Origin of the sequence: Streptomyces sp. BHT-5-2 (assembly GCF_019774615.1) — a bacterium.
Lineage (GTDB): Bacteria > Actinomycetota > Actinomycetes > Streptomycetales > Streptomycetaceae > Streptomyces.
The window spans coordinates 630,430-655,065 of record NZ_CP081496.1; the positions used below are offsets into that span (position 1 = coordinate 630,430).

The 24,636-nt window shown below is 72.2% G+C and carries 15 protein-coding genes; 4 read left to right on the top strand and 11 right to left on the bottom strand.

Features of this window, described 5'->3' with window-relative positions; translation table 11 throughout:
* Positions 1-76: 76 nt before the first annotated feature.
* The 3 genes from K2224_RS02650 to K2224_RS02660 form a co-directional block, all read right to left on the bottom strand.
* A complete protein-coding gene (locus K2224_RS02650) occupies positions 77-5,035 on the bottom strand; it encodes an NAD-glutamate dehydrogenase (protein WP_221905061.1) in 4,959 nt (1,652 codons plus the stop codon).
* Positions 5,036-5,479: 444 nt separating this feature from the next.
* Positions 5,480-6,142 carry an HAD family hydrolase gene (locus tag K2224_RS02655; RefSeq protein WP_221909391.1) on the bottom strand — a complete coding sequence of 221 codons (663 nt, stop codon included), beginning with the start codon at positions 6,140-6,142 and terminating at the stop codon, positions 5,480-5,482.
* 104 nt (positions 6,143-6,246) lie between these two features.
* Complete coding sequence (locus K2224_RS02660) at positions 6,247-6,753, bottom strand: DUF6912 family protein (protein ID WP_221905062.1); 507 nt, start codon at positions 6,751-6,753, stop codon at positions 6,247-6,249.
* 280 nt (positions 6,754-7,033) lie between these two features.
* Between K2224_RS02660 and K2224_RS02665 the strand changes: the two genes are divergently transcribed.
* The gene (locus tag K2224_RS02665; protein ID WP_221905063.1) at positions 7,034-7,831 is read left to right on the top strand and encodes an Rv3235 family protein; all 798 of its coding nucleotides are present in this window, start codon (positions 7,034-7,036) and stop codon (positions 7,829-7,831) included.
* Positions 7,832-7,956: 125 nt separating this feature from the next.
* Here the strand turns inward: K2224_RS02665 and secA are convergent, their stop codons facing one another.
* Entirely contained in the window at positions 7,957-10,797 is a 2,841-nt protein-coding gene (gene secA, locus K2224_RS02670; RefSeq protein ID WP_221905064.1) for a preprotein translocase subunit SecA, read from the bottom strand.
* A gap of 423 nt (positions 10,798-11,220) precedes the next feature.
* Here secA and K2224_RS02675 point away from each other — a divergent pair, with 423 nt between their 5' ends.
* A complete protein-coding gene (locus K2224_RS02675; RefSeq protein ID WP_221905065.1) occupies positions 11,221-11,853 on the top strand; it encodes a GNAT family N-acetyltransferase in 633 nt (210 codons plus the stop codon).
* A 58-nt stretch (positions 11,854-11,911) separates the two neighbouring features.
* A complete protein-coding gene (locus tag K2224_RS02680) occupies positions 11,912-13,234 on the top strand; it encodes a winged helix-turn-helix domain-containing protein (protein ID WP_221905066.1) in 1,323 nt (440 codons plus the stop codon).
* A 129-nt stretch (positions 13,235-13,363) separates the two neighbouring features.
* Here the strand turns inward: K2224_RS02680 and K2224_RS02685 are convergent, their stop codons facing one another.
* From K2224_RS02685 to mtnA, 7 genes are all read right to left on the bottom strand, one after another.
* Positions 13,364-14,119, bottom strand: coding sequence for a response regulator transcription factor (locus tag K2224_RS02685; protein ID WP_221905067.1), 756 nt, complete (start codon positions 14,117-14,119; stop codon positions 13,364-13,366).
* A gap of 233 nt (positions 14,120-14,352) precedes the next feature.
* Positions 14,353-15,048: a ribosome hibernation-promoting factor, HPF/YfiA family gene (gene hpf, locus K2224_RS02690; protein WP_018542121.1), complete on the bottom strand. Its 696-nt coding sequence runs from the start codon at positions 15,046-15,048 to the stop codon at positions 14,353-14,355.
* A 797-nt stretch (positions 15,049-15,845) separates the two neighbouring features.
* On the bottom strand, positions 15,846-16,565 hold the full coding sequence (locus tag K2224_RS02695; protein ID WP_221905068.1) for a ComF family protein: 720 nt from the start codon (positions 16,563-16,565) through the stop codon (positions 15,846-15,848).
* 348 nt (positions 16,566-16,913) lie between these two features.
* Positions 16,914-18,854, bottom strand: coding sequence for an LpqB family beta-propeller domain-containing protein (locus K2224_RS02700; protein ID WP_221905069.1), 1,941 nt, complete (start codon positions 18,852-18,854; stop codon positions 16,914-16,916).
* Positions 18,844-20,949 carry an MtrAB system histidine kinase MtrB gene (mtrB, locus tag K2224_RS02705; protein WP_260692311.1) on the bottom strand — a complete coding sequence of 702 codons (2,106 nt, stop codon included), beginning with the start codon at positions 20,947-20,949 and terminating at the stop codon, positions 18,844-18,846. The genes K2224_RS02700 and mtrB overlap by 11 nt, the downstream gene beginning before the upstream one ends.
* 64 nt (positions 20,950-21,013) lie before the next feature.
* Positions 21,014-21,691: a two-component system response regulator MtrA gene (gene mtrA / locus K2224_RS02710; RefSeq protein ID WP_018542117.1), complete on the bottom strand. Its 678-nt coding sequence runs from the start codon at positions 21,689-21,691 to the stop codon at positions 21,014-21,016.
* Entirely contained in the window at positions 21,688-22,860 is a 1,173-nt protein-coding gene (gene mtnA, locus K2224_RS02715; RefSeq protein ID WP_221905070.1) for an S-methyl-5-thioribose-1-phosphate isomerase, read from the bottom strand. The genes mtrA and mtnA overlap by 4 nt, the downstream gene beginning before the upstream one ends.
* A 152-nt stretch (positions 22,861-23,012) precedes the next feature.
* Here mtnA and K2224_RS02720 point away from each other — a divergent pair, with 152 nt between their 5' ends.
* The gene (locus K2224_RS02720) at positions 23,013-24,632 is read left to right on the top strand and encodes a hypothetical protein (protein ID WP_221905071.1); all 1,620 of its coding nucleotides are present in this window, start codon (positions 23,013-23,015) and stop codon (positions 24,630-24,632) included.
* Positions 24,633-24,636: the final 4 nt, after the last annotated feature.

The window sequence follows — 24,636 nt, forward strand, 5'->3', positions numbered from 1 at the left end:
CCGGACAGGCACAACCAGCCCGTCCGGCGCTCGGGGACATGGGGCCCGGCGCCCTCAAGGGCGCCGCCCCACCGACTCAGCTATGCGTCCGCAACAGCGTCCGCATCGTCCGCATGGCAACCGAAAGGTTCGCCAGGTCGAACCCCTCCGACCCGTGGATCTCCTCCAACGTGGACCGCGCCCGCGACAGAATCGCCGCGTTCGCCTCCTCCCACGCCTTGAACCGCTCCTCCGGCGTCGCCGACCCGTCGCCCACCGACAGCACGTCCGAGGTGAGCGCGGCGTGCGCCGCGAAGAGGTCCTCGCGGATCGAGGCCCGGGCCATCGACTGCCAGCGGTCGTTCCGCGGCAGCTCCAGGATCCGGTCCAGCAGCTGGTTGATCCGCAGCCGGTCGCCGAGGTCGTAGTAGACCTCCGCGACGGCCAGCGGCTCCTTGCCCGTCCGGTCCGCGATGGCGACGATGTCCAGCGCCGGGAAGACGGAGGAGAAACCGGACACCTGGACGGCCAGCGGCTCCGGCACCCCGGCGTCGGTCAACTCCTCCAGGATCGTCTGGTACCACTCCACGTCGCTGCCCTGTAGCAGCTTCGGCAGCTCCGCCCAGACCTGCGCCACCCGCTCCGCGAAGAAGTCGATCGTCCCGGAGAGCTCCAGCGGCTGGCGGCGGTTGTTGAGCAGCCAGCGGGTGCCGCGCTCGACCAGCCGGCGCGAGTGCAGCCGGATCCGGGTCTGGACGTCGGCGGCCACGACGTTGTCGAGCGCCTCGACGTCGTCCCAGACCTGGCCCAGCCGGAAGATCGCACGGGCCGCGGTGTGCGCCCGGACGACCTCCTCCAGGGACGCCCCGGTCTCCTCCCGCATCCGGTGCAGGAAGCTCGTACCGCCGGTGTTGACGGTGTCGTTGACCAGCACCGTGGTGACGATCTCGCGGCGCAGCGCGTGCCCGTCGACCTGCTCGCTGAACGTCTCCCGCAGTGCGGTCGGGAAGTAGGCGTGCAGCAGGTGCTGGAGGTAGGGGTCGTCCGGCAGCGCCGTCTGGATCAGCTCGTCGGCCACCGTGATCTTGGTGTAGGCGAGCAGCACCGCGGTCTCCGGCTGGGTCAGGCCGCGCCCGGCGCTCAGCCGCTCCCGGATCTGCCGGTCGGTGGGCAGGAACTCCAGCGCCCGGTCCAGATGCCCGTCGCGCACCAGGCGGCGCATGAAGCGCTGCTGGGCGTGGAGCATGCTGGAGGACTGGGCGATGGCCAGCGCCAGCGCGGTGTTCTGCGCGTAGTTGTTGCGCAGCACCAGCGAGCCGACCTCGTCGGTCATCTCCGCCAGCAGCTTGTTGCGCTGCTTGACCGTCATGTCGCCGTCGGCGACGACGGAGTTGAGCAGGATCTTGATGTTGACCTCGTGGTCGGAGGTGTCCACGCCGGCGCTGTTGTCGATCGCGTCGGTGTTGATCTTCCCGCCGGCCGCGGCGAACTCGATCCGGCCCAGCTGGGTCAGGCCGAGGTTGCCGCCCTCGCCGACGACCTTGACCCGCAGGTCCTCGCCGTCGACCCGGATCGCGTCGTTGGACTTGTCGCCCACGTCGGCGTGCGACTCCGTCGACGCCTTCACGTACGTGCCGATGCCGCCGTTCCACAGCAGGTCGACCGGGGCCTTGAGGATGGCCCGCATCAGATCGGCCGGCGTCATCTTCTTCACGCCCGGCTCGATGCCCAGCGCCGCCCGCACCTGGGCGTTGATCGGGATGGACTTGGCCGACCGCGGGTGGATGCCGCCGCCCTGCGAGAGCAGTTCGGTGTCGTAGTCCGCCCACGAGGAGCGCGGCAGCTCGAACAGCCGGCGGCGCTCGGCGTACGAGGTCGCCGCGTCCGGCTTGGGGTCGAGGAAGATGTGCCGGTGGTCGAAGGCGGCGACCAGCCGGATGTGCTCGCTGAGCAGCATGCCGTTGCCGAAGACGTCACCGGACATGTCGCCGACGCCGACGACGGTGAAGTCCTGGGTCTGGGTGTCGTGGCCCAGCTCGCGGAAGTGCCGCTCGACCGACTCCCAGGCGCCGCGGGCGGTGATGCCCATGCCCTTGTGGTCGTAGCCGGCGCTGCCGCCGGAGGCGAACGCGTCGCCCAGCCAGAAGCCGTAGGACTCGGCGACCTCGTTGGCGATGTCGGAGAAGGTGGCGGTGCCCTTGTCGGCGGCGACCACGAGGTAGGTGTCGTCCTCGTCGTGCCGGACGACGTCCTTGGGCGGGACGACCTCGCCGGCGACGAGGTTGTCGGTGATGTCCAGCAGACCCGAGATGAAGGTCTTGTAGCAGGCGATGCCCTCGGCCAGCCACGCGTCGCGGTCCTGCGCCGGGTCCGGCAGCTGCTTGCCGACGAAGCCGCCCTTGGCGCCGACCGGCACGATGACGGTGTTCTTGACCATCTGCGCCTTGACCAGGCCCAGGATCTCGGTGCGGAAGTCCTCCCGCCGGTCCGACCAGCGCAGACCGCCGCGCGCCACCTTGCCGAAGCGCAGGTGGACGCCCTCGACGCGGGGCGAGTACACCCAGATCTCGTACGCCGGGCGGGGCGCCGGCAGATCGGGGATGGCCTGCGGGTCCAGCTTCAGGGACAGGTAGGAGTGCGGCCGGCCCGCGCTGTCCTGCTGGTAGTGGTTGGTGCGCAGGGTCGCCTTGATGACGGTGAGGAAGGAGCGCAGGATGCGGTCCTCGTCGAGGGAGGCGACCTGGTCCAGGGCGCCGTCCAGCTCCTCCAGCAGCCCGTCGATCAGCTCGGTGCCGGCCCGCTGGCGCTCCGGCGACATCCGCGCCTCGAAGAGCGAGACCAGCAGCCGGGTGGTGTGGACGTTGTTGGAGAGGGTGTCCTCCATGTACGTCTGGCTGAAGGTCGAGCCGGCCTGCCGCAGGTACTTGGCGTAGGCGCGGAGCACCATCGCCTGGCGCCAGTCGAGGCCGGCCCGCAGCACCAGCTTGTTGAAGTTGTCGCTCTCGGCGGTGCCCGTCCACACCGCGGTGAACGCGGACTGGAAGCGCTCGCGGGCGTCGTCGCCCGAGACGTGCTCGGGCATCCGCAGACCGAAGTCGTAGATCCAGGCGAGGGTTGCGTCGGCGCAGCGCAGCTCGTGCGGGCGCTCGTCGGTGACCTCGACGCCCAGGCAGTTCAGGCCGGGCAGCACCCGGGACAGCGAGACCGGCTCGCCCCGGCGGTAGATCTTGAAGCGGCGCTCGCCGGGGCCGGCGTTGACCGGCTCGTAGAGGCTGACCGAGAAGTCCCGGCCGGCCTCGCCGGTGAGCTTCTCCAGGTGCTGGAGGTCGGCGACCGCGCTGCGCGGGTTGTTGTCGGCCTTGTAGCCCTCGGGGAAGGCGTGGGCGTAGCGGCGCAGCAGCTCGGCGGCGCGCTCCTCGCCGACCTCGGCGGTCAGCGCCTCGGCGAAGCCGTCGGCCCAGGAGCGGGCGGCCTCCACCAGCCGGGCCTCGACGCGGTCCACGTCCGCGTCGGTGAGCTCGGACAGCGCGGTGCCCGGCTCGACCCGGATGAGGAAGTGCAGCCGGGAGAGCACCGACTCGGTGTTCCAGGCGGTGAAGTCGACGCTGGTGCCGCCGAGTTCCTCCTTGAGGATGTCGATCAGCCGCAGCCGGACGGCGGTGGTGTAGCGGTCCCGCGGGAGGTAGACGAGGGCGGAGTAGTAGCGGCCGTACTCGTCCTGGCGGAGGTAGAGCCGCAGGCGGCGGCGCTCCTGGAGGTAGAGCACGCTGGTGGCGATGGAGCGCAGCTGGTCCGGCGGGGTCTGGAACAGCTCGTCGCGCGGGTAGGTCTCCAGGATCTGGAGCAGGTCGCGGCCGTCGTGGCTGTGGGGGCTGAAGCCGGCGCCGTCGAGGACCTCGGCGACCTTGCGGCGGATCACCGGCACCCGGCGCACGGACTCGGTGTACGCGGCGGAGGAGAACAGGCCCAGGAAGCGCCGCTCCCCGATGACGTTGCCCTCCTTGTCGAACTTCTTGACGCCGACGTAGTCGAGGTAGGAGGGCCGGTGGACGGTGGCGCGGCTGTTGGCCTTGGTGAGGATCAGCAGCTTGTGCTCGCGGGCCTTGGCGCGGGCGTCCGCGGGCAGCCGGTTGAAGGACGGCGAGACGGGGTGGCCGGCGTCGCTCTCGCGGTGCGCCGGGTCGGAGCGCAGGATGCCCAGGCCGGTGCCGGGGATCGCGGTGAGGACGTCCTCCTCGCCGCCGTCCTCGCAGGGCGCGGAGGCCAGCTCGTACTCGCGGTAGCCGAGGAAGGTGAAGTGGTCGTCGGAGAGCCAGCGCAGCAGCTCGCGGGCCTCCTCGACCTCCTGCGGGCGGATGTCGTCGGCGATCGGCTCGCCGGGCAGCTCCTCGGCGATCCGCAGGGAGGCGGAGCGCATCTTGTCCCAGTCCTCGACGGCCTCGCGGACGTCGGAGAGCACCCGCAGCAGATCCGCGGTGATCTGCTTGAGGTCGTCCCGGTCGGTCTCGCGGTCCATCTCGACGTGGATCCAGGACTCGGTGACCGCGTCGTGCGGCCGCTCGGCGGTCCTGCCGCCGCCATTGGGCCCGTGCGCGTCGCCGTTGACGTCCAGGACCTCGATCAGCTTGCCGGTGACGTCCCGCCGGACGGTCAGCTGCGGGTGGATCACGACGTGGATGCCGCGGCCCTGTCGCGAGAGCTCGTTGGTGACCGAGTCGACCAGGAACGGCATGTCGTCGGTGACCACCTCGACGACCGAGTGGCTGCACGTCCAGCCGTTCTCCTCGACGGTCGGGGTGTGCACCCGCACGCTCGCGGTGCCCTGGGGCCGGTGCTCGGCGAGGCGGTAGTGGGAGAGTGCGGCGCCGAAGACGTCGACCGGGTCGCGGTCGGTGAGGTCCTCGGGGGCGGTGTGCAGGTAGTAGCGCTGGAGGTATCCCGCGAGGGTGTCCGGGTCCAGTCCGCGGGCCGGGGTCTTGCCCCCGGCCGAGCTCTCACCTACCCGGGCGGCCCTCGCGAGCAGCTCGATCTTGGCTTCGTCCAGCTTGGTCTGCATGTCCTCTGGCTCCTGTCGCGCGCCGTTGCGTGACGTTGTGGAAAAACGTGGGAAGGGCTGCGAAAGCCGCACAACGCCACCGCGACGCGGGGTCTCCGGTCGCTGTCGACGCTATGCCGCGATGGGGGGAGGCCGTGCCGTAGTCGACGGGATTTGACGCAGTCGACGCGGATCGGCGGCCGCAACGGTCAGCGGTCGCCCGGTCACGGTGGTGTCCCGGGCGCTCGGCGGGGGCCTTGCCGCCCCCGCGGACTATCGCGCTGATCACGGTGCCAAGGCTATCTCTCCCGGCAAGCGCCCCGTTATGCGCCGTGCACGTAAAACCACCCCCTTAACTTGGCCCTTCTGGACAAAGGAGCGCCGGGACGGCGTATGCGTGGCGGCACGGTGACGGATGCCTGCACGACGGGACGGACCACCAGGGCCCCTCCGGCGGGACGGGCCCTAGGCCGCGAGATCCTCCGCGACCTGCACGGCCTCGGCGAGAGTGTCCACCACCGGCACCCCGGCGACCGCCAGACTGCTCCGGCTGTGCGACCCGCCCGTGTACAGCACCGCGTGGGCTCCGGCGTCCCGCGCGGCCACCGCGTCGTCGACGGCGTCCCCGATCACCACCGTACGCCCCGGCTCGACGCTCTCCAGCGCCGCCAGATGACGCACCATATACGCGCTCTTCGAACCCCCGGACGGCCCTGTGCGGCCCTCGACCCGTATGAACCGCGAGGCGATGCCCAGCCCGCGGACCAGGGGTATCAGCTCGTCGTGGCCGAACATGCTGAGGATCGACTGGCTCCGCCCGGCCCCCTGCCAGGCCGCGAGCAGCGCCTCCGCGCCCTCGGCGAGACCGCAGCCGACCCGCTGCTCGGTGTAGTGCCGGTGGAAGGTGGCGTCCATCACCAGCCACTCGGCCTCGGTGGGCCGCCGGCCCATCAGCCTCTCGTAGAACACCGGCACCGGCACGCAGTACAGCTCGCGGTACCGCTCCAGCGTGATCGGCTCCAGACCGATCTCCGCGAAGGCGGAGTTGGTCGCCGCGATCACGGCGTCGATGTCGTGGAACAGGGTGCCGTTCCAGTCCCACACGATGTGTGCGGCGGGCTTCCTCATACCGTCCCCCCGGTCCTTCCCCCGTGCGTCTGCCATGGGAAAAACCGTACCCGCCGCCACTGACAACGCCCGCCGACGGCGGGACGCGGCCGCCGCGCCGGGCGTCACGCCAGCAGCTGCGGGATCTCCTGCACCCCGAACCACATCAGGTCGTGGTCCTCGGCACCGTCGACCGTGAACTGCGCGTCGTCGTCGCCGAGGTCGGCCGCGCCCAGCGCCGCCGCGGCCGCCGCCACGTCCTCCGCGGCGTCCGCGGCGTCCACGTGCACCGCAGCGGCCTTCGACAGCGGCACCGGCCCGGCGAGCCGCACCTCGCCCAGCGCGGACTGGTCCAGCCCGCGGTCCGGGTCCACGGTCGCGCTCCGGTCCGGCACGTCCACCGCCACCACGACCCGCCGCCGGGGCGCCTCCGGGTGCCCGGCCAGGAGCCGCAGCGACGCCTGCGCCGCGCGGTTGAGCGCCGCGTACTCCAGCTCCTCGATGTCGTCCGAGACGTACCACTCCCGCAGCGCGGGCGTGACGGCGTACGCGAGCAGCGGGCCGGTCCCCAGCTCACCGCTCCGGTGTGCCTCGGCGAGCCCGGAAAGCGTCAGGGGGACGTAGACACGCATGGCAGCCGCTCTCGCTAGATCCAGAAGAATGCCCGGCCAGCATACGGCGGTGCGTCCCCCTTCGTGCCGCCCGGGAGCCGCCCGCCCGGCCGCCTTCCGGACCGGCCGGGGCCGGGCGGGCGGCCCGTGATCCGGGGCCGTCGCCACGGACGGGTGAAAATCTCCCGCCGCGCCCCGGCCGCCCGGGCGCCTTGCCGCCGCCGGCGCCCCGCCGACAAGATCGCACACCACAAGCTACCGCCCGGTAACGCCGCCGGGCCCGGCACGAGGGGGCACCGCGATGACGGACACGACCAGCGAAAGCACCACCGCGACCGGCACCACGACGGACGCCCGCCGGGCCCCGTCCACCACCGCACCGCACGGCCCGCGCCCCGACGGCCCGGCCCCGGACTCCGTCACCCCGGCCCCCGCCCCGACCGTCCCCCGTCCCCGCCGCTCCCCCGCCGTCGACACCACCGGCACCTCCGACACCCCCACCACCTCGTACGGCGGGCCCACCCCGTCCACCACTCCCGCCGAACCGCCGTCGGCACCACCCCCGCCGCCCACCGCCGCACGGCGCACCGCTCCCGCGCCCCGCCGCGGCACCCGCCGCCCCACCGGCCCCGCCGGCCGCGGCCCGGGCCCCGCCGGCAGCCGCGGCCCCACCCGCACCCCGTACCTCTCCCACACCACCCCACAGCACCGCCCGGCCCCCGCCCCGGTCCCCACCCCGGGCGCCCGGCTCCGCGCCCAGGAGAACCGGCCCCACCTCTGGTTCGCCCACCAACTCCTGCTCACCCTGAGCGGCCAGCGCCCCGTCCACGTCCTCCTCGGGCACGCCCTGCCCGCCGCCTACGACCGCCTCGCCGAGCTCGCCCCGCTGTCTCCGCTGCGCCCCTACGTGGCCCCCGGTCTGCGCGCCCCCGTCCCGGCCCTGCGCCAGTGCGGCCTGTGCCGCCCCCGCGAGGGGGTCATCGAGGCGTTCGCCCGGATCACCGCCGGCGCCCGGCTGCGCGCCCTGGCGTTCCGCCTGGAACGGGGCGCCGACGCCCGCTGGCGCTGCGCCGCCCTCGACATCGGACCGCTCCCCTAGGAGGTCACCGGCAGGTCCCGACCGGACCCCGGCCCCCGCCCCGGCGCCCGGGCAACACAAAGGGCGCCCCGGCCGACCATGGCCGGGGCGCCCTCCGCTTCCGTCTCCGCCGTGGAGCGGACCGCCTACTTCTTGCGGCGGCGCCCCGCGCTCTTCTGCGCCTTGCGCCGCTCCGCACGCGTCATCCCGTCGGACTCCGAACGCGCCGGGCCCTCACCGTCCGCGTCACTGATGAAGTCGCCCTCGATGACGCTGCCGTCGCCGTCCACCTTGGGCGCGGTGAAGTGCAGCCGGTCCGGGCGCTGCGGCGCCTCCAGACCCTTGGCGTGGATCTCCGGGCGGCCCGCGCCGGCCGCCGCCGGAACGGCCTCCGCGCCGTCCCGCCCCGACTGGACCTGCTCCGCGGCCTCCTCCACCGGGACCTCCTCGACCTGCTGCTCCACCTGGACCTCCAGGTTGAACAGATAGCCGACGGACTCCTCCTTGATGCCCTCCATCATCGCGGTGAACATGTCGAAGCCCTCGCGCTGGTACTCCACCAGCGGGTCCTTCTGGGCCATCGCCCGCAGGCCGATGCCCTCCTGGAGGTAGTCCATCTCGTAGAGGTGCTCACGCCACTTGCGGTCCAGGACGGACAGCACCACGCGGCGCTCCAGCTCCCGCATGATCTCCGAGCCGAGCTGCTCCTCACGGGCGGCGTACTGCTCGTGGATGTCCTCCTTGATGGCGTCGGCGATGAACTCGGACGTCAGGCCCGCACGGTCGCCGACCTCCTCCTCGAGCTCCCCGATGGTCGCCTTGACCGGGTAGAGCTGCTTGAACGCGCCCCACAGGCGGTCCAGGTCCCACTCCTCGGCGAAGCCCTCGACGGTCTCCGCCTGGATGTAGGCGTCGATCGTGTCGTCCATGAAGTGCTTGATCTGCTCCTGGAGGTCCTCGCCCTCCAGGACGCGGCGGCGCTCGCCGTAGATGACCTCGCGCTGGCGGTTGAGGACCTCGTCGTACTTCAGGACGTTCTTGCGGGTCTCGAAGTTCTGCTGCTCGACCTGCGACTGGGCGGAGGCGATCGCCCGCGTCACCATCTTGTTCTCGATCGGCACGTCGTCGGGCACGTTGGCCATCGCCATGACCCGCTCGACCATCTGCGCCTTGAACAGCCGCATCAGGTCGTCGCCCAGGGAGAGGTAGAACCGCGACTCGCCCGGGTCGCCCTGACGGCCGGAGCGACCGCGCAGCTGGTTGTCGATACGCCGCGACTCGTGCCGCTCGGTGCCCAGGACGTAGAGCCCGCCGAGCTCCTTGACCTCCTCGAACTCCGCCTTCACGGCCGCCTCGGCGCGCTCCAGCGCGGCGGGCAGCGCGGCCGCCCACTCCTCGACGTGGTCGACCGGGTCCAGCCCCATCTGGCGCAGCTCGGTCTCGGCGAGGTCGTCGGGGTTGCCGCCGAGCTTGATGTCCGTACCGCGGCCGGCCATGTTGGTGGCGACCGTCACCGCGCCCTTGCGGCCGGCCTGGGCGACGATCGACGCCTCCCGCTCGTGCTGCTTGGCGTTGAGCACCTCGTGCGCGATGCCGCGCTTCCGGAGCTGCTGCGAGAGGTACTCGGACTTCTCGACCGAGGTGGTGCCGACCAGGATCGGCTGGCCCTTCTCGTGCTTCTCGGCGATGTCCTCGACGACCGCGTCGAACTTCGCGGGCTCGGTGCGGTAGATCAGGTCCGCCTGGTCCTTGCGGACCATCGGGCGGTTGGTCGGGATCGGGACCACGCCGAGCTTGTAGATCTGGTGGAACTCGGCGGCCTCGGTCATGGCCGTACCGGTCATGCCGGAGAGCTTGTCGTAGAGGCGGAAGAAGTTCTGCAGGGTGATCGTGGCGAGCGTCTGGTTCTCGTCCTTGATCTCCACGCCCTCCTTCGCCTCGATGGCCTGGTGCATGCCCTCGTTGTAGCGGCGGCCGGCGAGGATACGGCCGGTGTGCTCGTCGACGATCATGACCTCGCCGTCGATGACGACGTAGTCCTTGTCGAGCTTGAACAGCTCCTTGGCCTTGATCGCGTTGTTGAGGTATCCGACCAGGGGCGTGTTGACCGACTCGTAGAGGTTGTCGATGCCCAGCCAGTCCTCGACCTTGGCGACACCGGACTCGTGGATGCCGACGGTGCGCTTCTTCTCGTCGACGTCGTAGTCGCCGGTCTCCTCGACGCCGCGCTGCGGGTTGGCCGGCTCGCCCCGCTTCAGGCGCAGCACCAACTTGGCGAAGTCGCCGTACCACTTGGTGGCCGAGTCCGCCGGACCGGAGATGATCAACGGTGTACGGGCCTCGTCGACCAGGATCGAGTCGACCTCGTCGACGATCGCGAAGTTGTGGCCGCGCTGGACCAGTTCGTCCTTCGACCACGCCATGTTGTCGCGCAGGTAGTCGAAGCCGAACTCGTTGTTGGTGCCGTAGGTGATGTCGCAGTTGTACTGCTCGCGGCGCTGAGCCGGCGTCATGTCGGCCAGGATGCAGCCGACGCTCAGGCCCAGGAACTTGTGGACCCGGCCCATCATCTCGGAGTCGCGCTCGGCGAGGTAGTCGTTGACCGTGATCAGGTGGACGCCCTTGCCGGACAGCGCGTTCAGATACGCCGGGAGGGTACCGACCAGGGTCTTGCCCTCACCGGTCTTCATCTCCGCCACATAACCGAGGTGCAGCGCGGCACCGCCCATGAGCTGGACGTCGTAGTGCCGCTGGCCCAGCACGCGCTTGGCGGCCTCGCGGACCGTGGCGAACGCCTCGGGCAGCAGGTCGTCGAGGCTTTCGCCGTCGGCGAAGCGCTGCTTGTACTCGTCGGTGAGCGCGCGCAGCTCGGCGTCGGAGAGGGCCGCGAAGTCCTCCTCGATGGAGTTCACCTGGCCCGCGATGCGGTGCAGCTTGCGCAGGATCTTTCCTTCGCCTGCACGCATGATCTTCGTCAAGACGGACACTTGGGCTGGTCTCCTTGCCGGTCGGGCCTGCACGGTCGAGTGCGCGGGCGCGGCATGTTTCCAGGGGGCAGGCCCCGCCGCAACGGCCATCGTAAAGGAGGACGCTGTCCGGCCGGGAGGTCCGCCGCAGCCGATGCCCGCCGACCCCTCGCCACGTCAACGCACGAGCCCGCGAGAAGGTGCCGGAAAAGTTTCCGCCGTGACGCCCGAACGGTTCCCGCGAAAGCTCCGGAAAAGATCCGGAAACCGTCCCGCGGACGATCCGGCGAACGCCCCGGAACCCGCCCGCGATCATTGCCGAACACGATCCGGTGCGATCCCCCGCCGGGGCCCCGGCGGCTCTCCGAAGAGCCTGTGCCGCACCGCCCGTGAACACGGCGAAAACGGTTCGCAGCACGCCCCGCGGCGCAGCAGACTCACCCTATGAAGCCCGTCACGCTCACCACCGACCGCCTGCTGCTGCGCCCCTTCGGACCCGCCGACGTACCCGCGGTGCACGCCGCCTGCCAGGACCCCGACATCCCCCGCTGGACCGTCGTCCCCTCGCCGTACCGCCACGACGACGCGGAGCAGTTCGTCGGCACCACCGTCCCTGACGGCTGGCGGGACGACACCGCCTACACCTTCGCCGTGGTCACCCGCGCCGACGGGACGCTCGTCGGCTCCATGGGCCTGGTCCGGCTAGACCGGCTGCGCACGGTGGAGCGGCAGGCCGAGCTCGGCTACTGGACCGCGAAGGAGCACCGCGGCAAGGGGTACACCGCGGAGGCGGCCGCCGTCGTGGTGCGCTGGGCCTTCCGCGAGCTGGGCGTGGAGCGCATGGAATGGCTCGCCGAGGCCGGCAACGCGGGCTCCTGGGCGGTCGCCCGCAAGGTCGGCTTCCAACGGGAGGGCACCCTGCGCGCCAAACTGGTGCACGGCGGCATCCGCCGGGATGTGTGGATCGGCTCCCTGCTCCCGTCCGACCTGCCCCGGGACGCCGCCCCCGACGCCCCCGCCGGACCCGCCGCCATCCCGGTCCAGGAGCCCACGCCCTACCTCCCGTACCCTCGCTGAGCTGCGCAGACGCCCGACCCCCGGGGCGTTGTCAGTGGCCGCCCCTACGCTGTGCGACATGACCGGAGTGACGCAGCGCCAGCCCGCACCACGCCCCGTGACGACCCTGTCCGCCGACGACGCCCGGCGGATGGCCCTGCGGGCCCAGGGCCTGCTCGGCGCCCCGGACCGACGGGCGGGCGTCCGCGGCATGCTGCGCCGGCTCGGGGCGGTCCAGCTCGACACGATCTCGGTGCTCGCCCGCTCCCACGAGCTGGTGCCGTACGCCCGCCTCGGCGCGGTCGGCCGCCCCGCCGTCGAGGCCGCCTACTGGTCGGCCGCCCCGGCGGACGGTTCCCCGGCCCGGCCGCACAGCTTCGAGTACTGGTCGCACGCGGCCTGCATCCTGCCCATCGAGGAGTGGCCGCACTTCGCCTTCCGCCGCCGCGCCCGGCGCGCCAGGGGCCACCGCTGGCACGTCATGAAGGACTCCGCCCGCTCCTGCGCCGCCGTCCTGGACCGCCTCCGGGCGGACGGCCCGCTCACCACCTCCCAGCTGGGCGGCGATGTCACAGCAGCGCGCAGCGCTTCCGATCCGGGCGGTGGCGGGCGACGGGCGGGCGGCGGGGAGTGGTGGGACTGGTCCGAGACCAAGATCGCCGTGGAGTGGCTGTTGGACACCGGCGACGTCGTCTGCACCGAGCGCCGCGGCTGGAAGCGGATCTACGACCTCGCCGAGCGCGCCGTCCCCGAGCAGCTGCTCCACGACGACCTCGACGACACCGAGTGCATACGGCGCCTGGTCGCCCAGGCCGGCGCGGCCATGGGCGTGGCCACCCGCGCCGACCTCGCCGACTACCACCGCCTCAAGGCCGAGCAGGTGGACGCCGTCATCGAGGGCACCGGGCTGGTGCCGGTGACCGTCGAGGGCTGGGCCCGGCCCGCGTGGGCGGATCCGGCGGCGCTCGCCGCCCCGCCCCGCGGCCGGCACCGCACGACCCTGCTCTCCCCGTTCGACTCCCTGATCTGGGACCGCCCGCGGACGGAACGGATCTTCGGCTTCACCCACCGCCTGGAGGCATACGTCCCCAAGGCCAAGCGGATACACGGCTATTTCGCGATGCCCCTGCTGGCCGGCGGCAGGCTGGTCGGCCGCGTCGACCCCGCCCGCGAGGGCAGCACCCTGGTCGCCCGCCAGCTCTCGCTCCAGGGCCCCCAGGCCGTAGCCCCCATGGCCCGGGCCCTCCACGAGGCCGCGACCTGGGTGGGCTGCGACGCCGTCCGCGTCGAACGCTGCGACGACCCGCAGCTGGCCGCCGCCCTGCGCACGGAACTCACCCGCACCACCGACGACAGCGACACCTGTCTTCGGGCCGGCAGCGAGGAGAACACCACGGCCTGACCCGGCTCGGCAACGGACCACCCGGCACGGCATCACACACAAGACCGGCGACGTGACTCCGGGGTCACCCGCAATCGAGGGGGCGGCCCCGCCGTCACCGGGCCGGGGTCCGTACCGCCCGTACCGGGCTCACCGGATTTCGAGAATCTTCTCCCGCATCGCATACACCACGGCTTCCATCCGGGAATGCAGCTGGAGCTTCTCCAGGATGTTGCGCACATGATTCTTGACGGTGTTCTCGGAGATGAACAACTCCTTGGCGATATCGCGGTTGTTCATGCCCGTGGCGACGAGTTTGAGGACCTCCAGCTCGCGGTCGGTGAGCCGGGGCGCCGGCACCAGACGACGCTCGTCGGTGCGCTGGATCATCGATTTGAACTCCGTCAGGAGCTTCGACGCCATCGACGGGCTGATCTGCGACTGCCCGTCCGCGACGGCCCGGATGGCGGTGGCCACCTCGTCGGTGGAGATCTCCTTGAGGAGATAGCCGGTGGCACCCGCCTTGATCGCATCGTAGAGATCGGCCTCTTCGTCGCTGATCGTGAGCATGATGATCTTCGCGCTGGGGGCCACCTCCTTGATGGAGGTGCACGCCTCGATCCCGCCGCGCCGGGGCATCCGCACATCCATCAACACGATGTCGGGCAGCAGGTCGGCGGCCTTGTCGACCGCCTCCGCGCCGTCGCCCGCCTCGCCGACGACCTGGATGTCCTCCTCCTGCGCCAGCACGATCTCCAGGCCGCGGCGGAAGAGCGCGTGATCGTCCACGACCAGGACGCGGATCGGCTCCTTGCGCGGCACCCGCGCCGCCCCTTCCCCGTCGTCGGCACCCATCCCGCAGACGCCGCCGTCCGCGTCCCGCACGGGCCCGAAACTCTCCCCCATGTTTCCTCCCCGTCAACCACTCGGCCGATGGCCAGAGCTTGGATATAAGGCTGGTTGACAACAGCCCTTTGCGGCCGGCCCGATCAATGCCATACGACGGTCTCCCCGGCATGTCGCCGTTTCGTGCCCACATACTCCCCGGCTGGCACAAACACTATACGGCTTCAACTCCAGCCCTCCGCAGGCACGATGGTGCCCCCGGGCGTGCGCCGGGGGCACCGAACGGGTAGGGGTCAGCCGCCCAGCGCGCCCCCTGCGCCGCCGGGCGATTCCTCTCCGAACGCGTCGGAATTCAAGTGGATGACTCCGTAGTCGTAAGCGTGCCGCCGGTAGACGACACTCGGCTGCTTGCTCTCGGCGTCGACAAAGAGATAGAAGTCGTGTCCGACCAACTCCATCTCGTAGAGCGCCTGGTCAAGCGTCATCGGCGCGGCCGAATGGGTCTTCTCGCGGACGACCACGGGCCCTTCGCCCTGGATCTCCAGTGAACCCATCCGGGTCGTCGGCACCTTCTCCCGCTCCGCGGCCTCCTCCGCGGCCGTCAGGCCGTGGCCGTTCAGCCGTGCCGCGTCGGGGACGGTGATCGCGACCTCGCTCGCCGGAATGCGTCCGTTGCCGCGGCGCGAGTGACGCTTGTCGTTCTGTTTCCGCAGGCGCGCCTCCAGCTTGGCTGTCGCCAGGTCCAGCGCGGCGTACGGGTCGGCTGCGGCCGCCTCGGCCCGGACCACCGGGCCACGGGAGCGGAGCGTGATCTCCACTCGGTCGGAACGGTCGGCCTGCCGCGGGTTGGGCTCCTTGGACACCTCGACGTCCAGGCTCATCGCCTTGCCATCGAGCTTCTGGACCTTGTCCAGCTTCAGCTTCTCGGCCACGTGCTTGCGGAACCGCTCGGGCACCTCGGTCTTGCGGCCCTTGACGACGATGTCCACGCAGAACTCCGTTCCCGGATCGCCCCGCTCAGCAAGCGGAGCAGCTCCTTCTTGCACCAGGCCCCGGTGAGTGCCGGAACCTCGGACTGGCGACGTTCACCTCCTCCTCCCCAAGGGGCGAGATCTCCATTCCCACGTTTTCAGGATCGCTGAAAAACCCTGAAAAGCACGCAACACGACATCCGAGGCAAAGCGTCCGCCAAGTCCTCACAACCGAACATAGCTCCACTGGACCGGTGTCGGCACCCCCTCGCCACGACCAGCTCCGTTTGAGTGAAAATCGGCGCTCACTACCAGCAACGACTCCTCGTCCCGCCCAGTTCCCTTTACTCTCGGCCCCCGCCGACCCCTGGTCCGGCACCGCGCGGCCGGGCGCCCGCCCGCCGGACGCCGGAGAGCGGGACCGCCCGTCAACGGGTGAGCACCACGATTACCCCGATGGCTCGGGGTACGGGGCACCCGGCGGGCCCGGCGTGACGCTGACGGCTCGGCGCACCGGGACGGTTCGGTTCGGTGGCCTTGCGGCTCCGGGCACAGGGGGCGGCCCGTCGGATACGCGGCGCAATCTCGTCGGACATGTGGCGCAGTCACGCCGGGCACGCGACGCCCACCGCCGACCGGACACGGCCGGGCACGGTCGGACGGGCAGCCCACGGGGGCGCGGCACGATCGGGCATGGCACGGGCGCAGCCGGAAGACCGCCAGGCAGCGGAAGACCGCCGGACGGCAGGCTGCCGGCCGCAGACGAGGCCGGCGGGCTCACTCGGCCGGGGCCGGCGGCCCCTCCTTCCTTCCGCTCAGACCCGGCGCCCCACTTCCGTTGAAAACGAAAGGAACGAACTGCGTGGTGCGGCCACCACGGCGGCCCCGGCCACCCGGCCACCGGCCGCCCCGACCGCCCGTGCCGCCTCGGCGAGCGTGGCCCCCGTCGTCACCAGATCGTCCACCAGCACCACCGGCGCCCCGGCCAGCAGCCTCCTTGCCGCGCCCGGCACCTCCAGCGCGCCCGCGACGTTCGCCAACCGCTGCCGGGCGTCCAACCCCGCCTGATCGGCCACGGTACGACGCTGCCGCAGCACCGCCAGCATCCGCACGCCGACACCGGAACGCCGCAGTCCGGCGGAGGCCGCCAGCGCGATCCGGAGGACGGGATCGTGGCCGCGGCCGGCAACGGCGGAACGCGCGGAGGGGACCGGCACCAGCAGGAGGGGGCCGCCCCCTCCCCCCACCCCCCGCACCGCCCCCGCCAGTACCGCTCCCAGCGGCGCGGCCAGCCGCAGCGCGCCGCGCTCCTTGTGCGCCAGCAGCACGGCGCGCACCTCGTCGGCGTAGGGCGCGCCGGCCCACACCCGCGGCAGCCCCGCGGGCACGGGCCACGGCCGCACCCGCCCGGCACCGCGGCCGCCGCGCCACAGTGCCCGGCAGCACGCCGCACACAGCTCCGTACGCAGCCGACCACACCCCGCACAGTCGACCGGCAGGACCAGACCCGCCAGCTCTCGCCAGACCCCCCGCATGACTCCACTGTCGCGTCACGCGGCCCCCGCCACCACCCCTGTGGACAACTTCGCCGAGACGGCCACGAGCAGCGCGGATCCGGACAGGGATCCGCGCCCGGATCCAGGTACGGGTACGGGTACGGGTCGGACAGATACAGATCCACACACGAGGACCACGAGGACAAGGCAGGGCGGGACAGGGCGGGCATGCCCCGAAACGGACCAAGCGGACCCATACGTCAGCTCATGTCACCTCACGCGCCACGACGTCCCTGTCGCACACCCCCGTCGCGCATCGCACGTACGCCGCAACCACGTCACGCATCACGCATCACGCATCACACGTCCCCGGCCACGGGCCGCGGCTCACCCCGGATAGACCGGCGCCGCGCCGTCCTTCGCCACCGTCTTCCAGTTGGCGTCGGGGGGCAGTCGCACTATGCCCTCCGTGGCGTCGGCGATCAGCGGGCGGGTCTCGTCCTCGGAGGCCGCCACCGCCTTGACGCCGTTGACACCGGGCAACGTCTGCGTGTCCGAGGCCGAGCCGTCGGTCTCCATGAACTGCATCTGCTGTACCCCGCCGGCCTCCCGGCCCACGACCACCAGCCGGCTGCCGCCCGCCCAGGACGCGGCCACCACATCCTCCAACTGGGGCGCGATCGGCCGCAGTTCCTGCACCGACAGCGTCGGGTGGAGGGAGGTGCCCTCCCGCTCGACGCGGCCGAGTTGGAGCGTCGTACGCCCCTTGTCCTCGACCAGGATCGCGATCCGTATGCCGTCCGCGGCCACCTTGATCGCCTTGATCCGCCGCTGGCCGAGGCCGGGCACCGCGACCTCCTCCGGATCGCCCTTCCCCTCGCGCATCCGCAGCAGCCGCGACCCGTGCGCGTCGCGGTCGGCGATCCACAGGTCGCCCAGGCCGTCCCAACTCGGCGCGGTCAGCCCCCCGTCGGCGTTCTTCGCCGAACCGGCGCTGGTCAGCAGCGGCCCGCGCTCCGTGCCGTCCTCCAGACCGGCGACGTAGAGGTTCCGCCCGTCGGCCGTCACCCCGGCCGCGGTGGTCTCCTTGCGCGAGATGGCGACCGAGCGCAGCGGAGTCTTTCCGGTGCCGAACGGGCCGCCCACCGGCGTCGGTTCGGTGGCCGCGTCCGACATCGCGACGACGCGATGCTGGGCGTCGATGAAGTACTCCCTGCCGGAGTGCCCGTTGTGGCCGGGCGCGGCGAAGTCCCGCTCGGCCTGATCCTGCGTCAGCGCGCACAGCGAGTTGCCGCTCGGGTCCTGGAGCTCCACCTCGCTGATCTTCGAAGCCCGCGTCATGTCCTGGACGGTGAAGAAGAGTTGAGCGGCCATCCGCTTGCACTGGGCGGTGTCGGTGTTCACCGCCTGCTTGCTGAGCTTGACCTGGAGGGCGTTGGAGTCGTCCAGGGACAGGTCACGGGCGGCGAGCCGGGTGCCGGGCGGGAACGCCGACGTCGTCACCCGGTCCAGCCAGTCGGTGGGGCCGGTGAGCAGCGCCTCCACACTGGAGGTGATCGGCTTTATCCGCTGTCGCAGATAGACCGGGTCGGCGACGAGGACGTTCTTGCCCGCCTTGGGGTCGTCCGACTCGGACTTGTAGGACGCGAAGTAGTACTTGTTGACGGAGCGGTAGATGCGCTGGAAGTCGGACTGCCCCAGCACCAGCCCGTCGGGCAGCCGGTCGATGCGCCACTGGTCCCCCTCCTTGATGAGGTGGATCGTCTGGCTGTACGGCTTCTCCTCCGGGGTGTAGGCGTGGTTGGCGTCCACCATCGCCACCTGGCTGCCGGAGAGCGTGACGGTGTAGCCGGTGGCGTCCTCGCGGCCGGCCTGGGCCGCCGGTTCAGGCGCGGACTTGGGCCGCTCCTGGAGCACGTTGGTGACGAGGAAGGGCCGCCAGGTCTGCCGTGTCGACTTGGCCAGATACATCCGGGCGGTGCGGAAGTCCGCCTCGTCGCTGGTGGTCGCGTCGAGGAAGCTGCGCACGATGTTGGTCGGCTGGGCGCCGTCCTGCGGGGGAACGCCGTAGACCCGCACCTGCGAGTCCCCGTCGGCGCGCGGGGGTTGGTCGACCGCGGTGACGTCTCCGCTGTCCGGCATGGACGCGCAGCCGGCCAGCAGGGCGCCGGCGCAGCCCAGCAGGACGGCCTTGCGTCCGGTGCGCGCGGCGCCGGTCCCGATGCCGGTCGCGGTCCCGGTCCCGGTCCCGGTCCCGGTGCCGCGGCGTGTGGGCGCGCGGAACCGCGGGGTGCGCGCCGCGCGCTCGTCCTCGTGCTCAGCGCCCACGCCGCCCGCCTTCCCGTTCCACGTCGCGTCCGGTCTCCTGTTGCGTGCTGTCGGCGGCGGCCGCCCGACCGCCGGGGGCTCCCGGGCCGCCGGTCCGCACCGGCTCGTCGGTCGCGCCCGGGCCCGGTGCGTCGTCGGCGCGGGTGCCGTCGCCGGTGACGTCGTCACGGGCGGCGTCCTCGGTCTTGCGGGCGGGGGGCTGCTGGGATGGCACGCGGGTGCCGCCGGGGGGCAGCGCCGGCGGGGTCGCTGCGGGACGGGCCGGTGCGTGCTGGGCGCCGGGGCGGGGCTGCGCGGGGATGGCGGGCGTCGCGCGGCCCGTGCCGGCACGGGGCCGGCCGTGCTCGTCCAGGCCGCGGTTGCGCCGGGAGTCCTCCGGCTCCAGGGGGATCGGGGAGCCGCGCAGCGTCTCGCCGGCCGTGCGGGGCAGCGTCAGCCGGAACTGCGAGCCACCGCCCGGCTCGCCCCACGCCTGCAGCCAACCGCCGTGCAGCCGGGCGTCCTCTATGGCGATGGACAGGCCGAGGCCGGTGCCGCCGGTCGTCCGGGCCCGGGCCGGGTCCGCGCGCCAGAAGCGGTTGAAGACCCGGGTCGCCTCGCCGGGCTTGAGGCCGACGCCGTAGTCCCGGACGGCGACGCCCACCGCGCCGTCGCTGCGGCCGCCGGCGGACGCCAGCCGGACCACGACGTCCCGGCCCTCGCCGTGCTCGACGGCGTTGACGACGAGGTTGCGCAGGATGCGCTCCACGCGCCGCGGGTCGGCCTCGGCCATGACGGGGTGCTCGGCGCCGCGCACCACGATGCGGGTGCCCTTGCGTTCGGCGAGCGGTTCGGCGCCCTCGATGACGCGGTGGACCACGTCGCGCAGGTCGACGGGTTCGGCCTCCAGGGCCGCCGCGCCCGCGTCGAACCGGCTGATCTCCAGCAGTTCGGCGAGCAGCGACTCGAAGCGGTCGAGCTGGCCGCGCAGCAGCTCCGCGGAGCGCGCGGTGGCGGGGTCGAACTCGTCCCGGACCTCGTGGATGACGTCGGCGGCCATCCGTACGGTCGTCAGCGGGGTGCGCAGCTCGTGCGAGACGTCGGAGACGAACCGCCGCTGCATCCGGGACAGCTCCTCCAGCTGCTGGATCTTGAGCTGGAGGTTCTGCGCCATCTTGTTGAAGGACTCGCCGAGGCGGGCGATGTCGTCCTCGCCGGTGACCTTCATCCGCTCCTGGAGGAGGCCGGCGGCCAGCCGCTCGGAGATCCCGGCGGCCATCCGTACGGGGGTGACGACCTGCCGCACGACGAGCCAGGCGATGGCGCCGAGCAGGATCACGACGAACACCCCGGCGGTGGCCAGCGTCCCGGTGACCAGCTTGAGGGACTCCGCTTCCTGGCTGAACGGGAAGAGGTAGTAGAGCTGGTACTGGTTGCCGTTGATGTCGTTGAGGCGCTTGCCGATGATCAGCGCCGGCACTCCGTCGTGGGAGCCGATGCGCTTGATCTGGGTGTACTCACGGAACGTCCCGGACTTGCTGTCCAGCTTCCGCCGCAGTTCGAGGGGCACGCTGCGCTCGGGGTCGACGTCCCCGGAGGCACGTGGTCCGCGGGTGCCGGGGGTGGAGTCGCCGAACGGCTCGTCGGTGTCGGAACTGAGGGCGACGACCGAGAAGACGCCCTGCCCGCCGCTGGCGAGCTGCTCGACGAGGCTGGTCAGCCAGGTCGCGGAGTCCTGGGTGCCGCGGCTGGCGGTGCGGCTGGTGTCGTCGGTGTGGTTGTCGTCGCCGCCGTCGGCCAGTTTCCGGGCGACCTCGAAGCCGCCGACGGCCTGACTCTGGGCGGCCTGCGCCTTGGCGGTGAGGAGGCCGTTGCGGACCTGCCCGACGACCACGACGCCGAGCAGCAGCACCACGGCCAGCGACATCAGCAGGGTGGTGGCGACGACCCGCAGCTGGATGTTGCGCCGCCAAAGTCGCAGCGCGGGCAGCAGCGGCCGCCGCACCCAGCGGCTGAAGAGCCGCAGCAGGGGATGGACCGGCCCGCTCACCGCGCCGTCGGGCAGCAACTGCCCGCCGCGCAGCAACCGCGCCGCCAACCGACCCGAAAAGGACATATCGCTCGCCGGGTCGACGGTGCGCCCCCGCTGTCCCTCCGGGGCCGAACCGTCCCGGGTCATCTCAGCTGGGCCCGGCCTTGTAGCCGACACCGCGCACGGTCACCACGATCTCCGGGCGCTCCGGGTCCCGCTCGACCTTGGAGCGCAGGCGCTGCACATGGACGTTGACCAGCCGGGTGTCCGCGGCATGGCGGTAACCCCAGACCTGCTCCAGCAGCACCTCGCGGGTGAACACCTGCCACGGCTTGCGCGCCAGCGCCACCAGCAGGTCGAACTCCAGCGGGGTCAGCGCGATCGACTGGCCGTCCCGCTTCACGGAGTGCCCCGCCACATCGATGACCAGGTCCCCGATGGCCAGCTGCTCGGGCGCCGGCTCCTCCGAGCGCCGCAGCCGGGCCCGGATCCGCGCCACCAGCTCCTTGGGCTTGAACGGCTTGACGACGTAGTCGTCCGCCCCCGACTCGAGGCCGACCACCACGTCCACGGTGTCGCTCTTGGCGGTCAGCATGACGATCGGCACACCCGACTCGGCCCGGATCAGCCGGCACACCTCTATGCCGTCCCGACCGGGCAGCATCAGGTCGAGCAGCACAAGATCGGGCTTGGTCTCGCGGAACGCAGCGAGCGCCTTGTCGCCGTCCGACACGAACGACGGTTCAAAGCCCTCGCCGCGCAGCACGATGCCGAGCATCTCTGCCAGTGCGGTGTCGTCGTCGACGACCAGGACGCGTCCCTTCATTCGGCCATCATCCCATTACCTGATCGTGACTTTCTCCATCGTGAGACGGAACACACGTCCGCCAGTCGCTCACGGGTCACCGGCGACACCACTCCGGCCTCCGTCACGATCGCCGTCACCAGCTCGGCGGGCGTCACGTCGAAGGCCGGGTTGTAGGCCAGCGCGCCCAGCGGCGCCACCGGAATCCCCGAGCCGCCCTCCACCCCGGCACCCTGGAGGTGCGGCAGGGCGAACTCCGTCACTTCATGGCCGGGCCGCTGCTCCACCTCGATGGCCGCTCCTTCCTCCGTCTCCAGATCCACCGTGCTGGTCGGCGCCACCACGATGAAGGGGACATGGTGGTGGCGGGCGAGCACCGCCAGCGGATAGCTGCCGATCTTGTTGGCGACCGCGCCGTCCGCGGCTATCCGGTCGGCCCCGATCAGCACCGCATCCACCTCGCCGGCCGCGAACAGCGAGCCGGCGGCGCCGTCCACCAGCACCGTGTACGCCATCCCGGCCCGCGCCGCCTCGTACGCCGTCAGCCGCGCCCCCTGCAGCAGCGGACGCGTCTCGTCCACCCACAACCGCCGCAGCTCACCGGCCCGATGCACCGCCAGCGCCACCGCCAGGGCGGTCCCCTCACCGCCCGAGACCAGGGCACCCGTGTTGCAGTGCGTGAGAATCCGGTGCCCGCCGCCCGGCAGCAGCTCGCCCAGAAGCTCCCGGCCGTGCCGCGCCATACGCGCGCTGGCCTCGACGTCCTCCGCATGGACGGCCCGCGCCTCGGCCAGCGCTGCCGCCGCCGCATCCTCCGGACCGGCGCCACCGGCCGCCGCCTCCCGGAACGCCCCGGCCGCACGCCGGACGCCGTAACCGAGATTGACCGCGGTCGGCCGGGCGGACGCCAGCGCCTGGGCCGCCTCCTCGACGTCGAATCCTCGTGCCGCGGCCAGCGCGACGCCGTACGCGCCCGCGATGCCCAGCAGCGGCGCACCCCGCACGGCCAGCGTCCGGATCGCCCGCACCAGCGCCGGAACATCCGTGCAGACCAGCTCGACCTCCTCCGCGGGCAGCCGCGTCTGGTCGAGAAGGACCACGACCGGCCCCTCGGGCAACTCCTCCCAGCGCAGCGACGGGACCGCGAGCGCCCCGGCGCCCGCCTCCGATACCTCGTGCCGATCAGCCATTCCCTCAGTCTGCCGCCGGTCCCCCGCCGAACAGAAGGTCCCCTTCCTCGAAGGGCCCGGGTACAGAGCGCCATCGGCCATGACACGATGACTGACACCGCGGATCCCGGACCCCGCCCGCGCCGGTGGACGGGCAGCAAGAAGGAGCGACGATGAACAACTCTCCGGGCTGGGCCTCGCCCGGATCCTCCCCCTCCGACGAGCCGGACCGCGGCACCCCGGAGCAGCCCGCCCAGCCGACCGTCCCGGAAGACCGCGCCGGCGCGACCCAGCAGCCGGCCCCGCCGAACTGGTCCGGCAACCAGCCGCCGCCCGGCCAGTGGACGACCCCGTCCGGCATCCCCGGCCAGGGCGGACCCGACGGCCGGAGCGGCCAGGGCGCCGGGGACCGCTCCCGCGCCTCGTCCGGAAGGGCCCCGGGCGGCTGGGCCACCCCGCCGGGCCCCGGACCCCAGGGCGGCTGGGGCGGCGGTCCCGGCTGGAGCGGCGGCTGGGGCGGCATGCCGCCCGTCGCCAAGCCGGGTGTCATCCCGCTGCGGCCGCTCGGCGTCGGCGAGATCCTCGACGGCGCCGTCGCCACCATGCGCGCCCACTGGCGCACCGTGCTCGGCATCTCGCTGATCGTCGCGGTCGTGTCGCAGACCACCGCCACGGTCGTCACCGGCCTGTGGTTCCAGGGCCCCAACCGCGCCACGGACCTCGACGACGGCGCCGGGCCGCCGCTGCGGCAGGTCCTGAGCGAGATGGGCAACTCCCTGACCGGCTCGGCCATCACCGCACTCATCGGGCTGCTCGCCACGATCATCGCGACCGGCATGCTGACCATGGTCATCAGCCGGGCGGTGCTGGGCCGCTCGGTGACGGCCGGGGAGGCGTGGCACGACGCCCGCGGCCAGCTGCCGCGGCTGCTGGGCCTGCTCATCCTGCTGCCCCTGATCGTCACCGCCATCTTCCTGGCCGGCCTGACCCCGGGCATCCTCGTCTCGGGCAGCGGCCCGCTCGACCTCGGTCTCGGCCTGCTGCTGCTCGGCCTGTTCGCCGGCGGAGTCGTGAGCATCTGGCTGTGGGTCCGCTACAGCCTCGCCTCCCCGGCGCTGATGCTGGAGAAGCAGGGCGTCATCGCCTCGATGCGCCGCTCCGCCAAGCTCGTCCGCGGCGCCTGGTGGCGGGTGCTGGGCGTCCAGCTCCTCGCCTACCTGCTGATCTCCATCGTCCAGTTCATCATCCAGATCCCGACCACCTTCATCGCCTTCCTGATAGGCGGGGAGAGCCTCATGGACTGGGCGAACGGCACCAGCAACGCCACCGGCTGGCCGTTCCTGATCGCGCTGGGCATCGGAGCGATCGTCAGCTCGGCGATCACCTTCCCGATCAGCGCGGGGGTCACCGCGCTCCTCTACGTCGACCAGCGCATCCGCCGCGAGGCACTCGACCTCGAACTCGCCCGCGCCGCCGGCCTCCCCGGCCACGGCTCCGGCGCCCCCGCCACACCCCCGGCCACCGGCGGCGCCCCGGCCCCCCGGACCGCCCCCGACGCAACGCCCGCCACCCCGGCCGCCGCTGACATCCCGTCCGACCAGTCGGCCGACCCGACAGGCACTCAGCAGACAAGCCCTCAGCCGACGGCCGTTCAGCTGACGAAGCCCCAGACCGCCGAGGCGGAAAACGCGGCCCCGGAGAAGACCGAGTCGCCCGACGCGCCCGATGCGTCCCCGGACGGCTCCCCCGGCATCCCCGGACCGCGCCCGACCGACACCGCACCCGGAAGCTGATGCG

Bases quoted from the DNA above. Each gene is read 5' to 3' on its own strand.
- K2224_RS02650 (WP_221905061.1), bottom strand. From the start codon at position 5,035: ATGCAGACCAAGCTGGACGAAGCCAAGATCGAGCTGCTCGCGAGGGCC.
- K2224_RS02655 (WP_221909391.1), bottom strand. From the start codon at position 6,142: ATGAGGAAGCCCGCCGCACACATCGTGTGGGACTGGAACGGCACCCTG.
- K2224_RS02660 (WP_221905062.1), bottom strand. From the start codon at position 6,753: ATGCGTGTCTACGTCCCCCTGACGCTTTCCGGGCTCGCCGAGGCACAC.
- K2224_RS02665 (WP_221905063.1), top strand. From the start codon at position 7,034: ATGACGGACACGACCAGCGAAAGCACCACCGCGACCGGCACCACGACG.
- K2224_RS02675 (WP_221905065.1), top strand. From the start codon at position 11,221: ATGAAGCCCGTCACGCTCACCACCGACCGCCTGCTGCTGCGCCCCTTC.
- K2224_RS02680 (WP_221905066.1), top strand. From the start codon at position 11,912: ATGACCGGAGTGACGCAGCGCCAGCCCGCACCACGCCCCGTGACGACC.
- K2224_RS02685 (WP_221905067.1), bottom strand. From the start codon at position 14,119: ATGGGGGAGAGTTTCGGGCCCGTGCGGGACGCGGACGGCGGCGTCTGC.
- K2224_RS02695 (WP_221905068.1), bottom strand. From the start codon at position 16,565: ATGCGGGGGGTCTGGCGAGAGCTGGCGGGTCTGGTCCTGCCGGTCGAC.
- mtrB (WP_260692311.1), bottom strand. From the start codon at position 20,949: ATGTCCTTTTCGGGTCGGTTGGCGGCGCGGTTGCTGCGCGGCGGGCAG.
- mtrA (WP_018542117.1), bottom strand. From the start codon at position 21,691: ATGAAGGGACGCGTCCTGGTCGTCGACGACGACACCGCACTGGCAGAG.
- mtnA (WP_221905070.1), bottom strand. From the start codon at position 22,860: ATGGCTGATCGGCACGAGGTATCGGAGGCGGGCGCCGGGGCGCTCGCG.
- K2224_RS02720 (WP_221905071.1), top strand. From the start codon at position 23,013: ATGAACAACTCTCCGGGCTGGGCCTCGCCCGGATCCTCCCCCTCCGAC.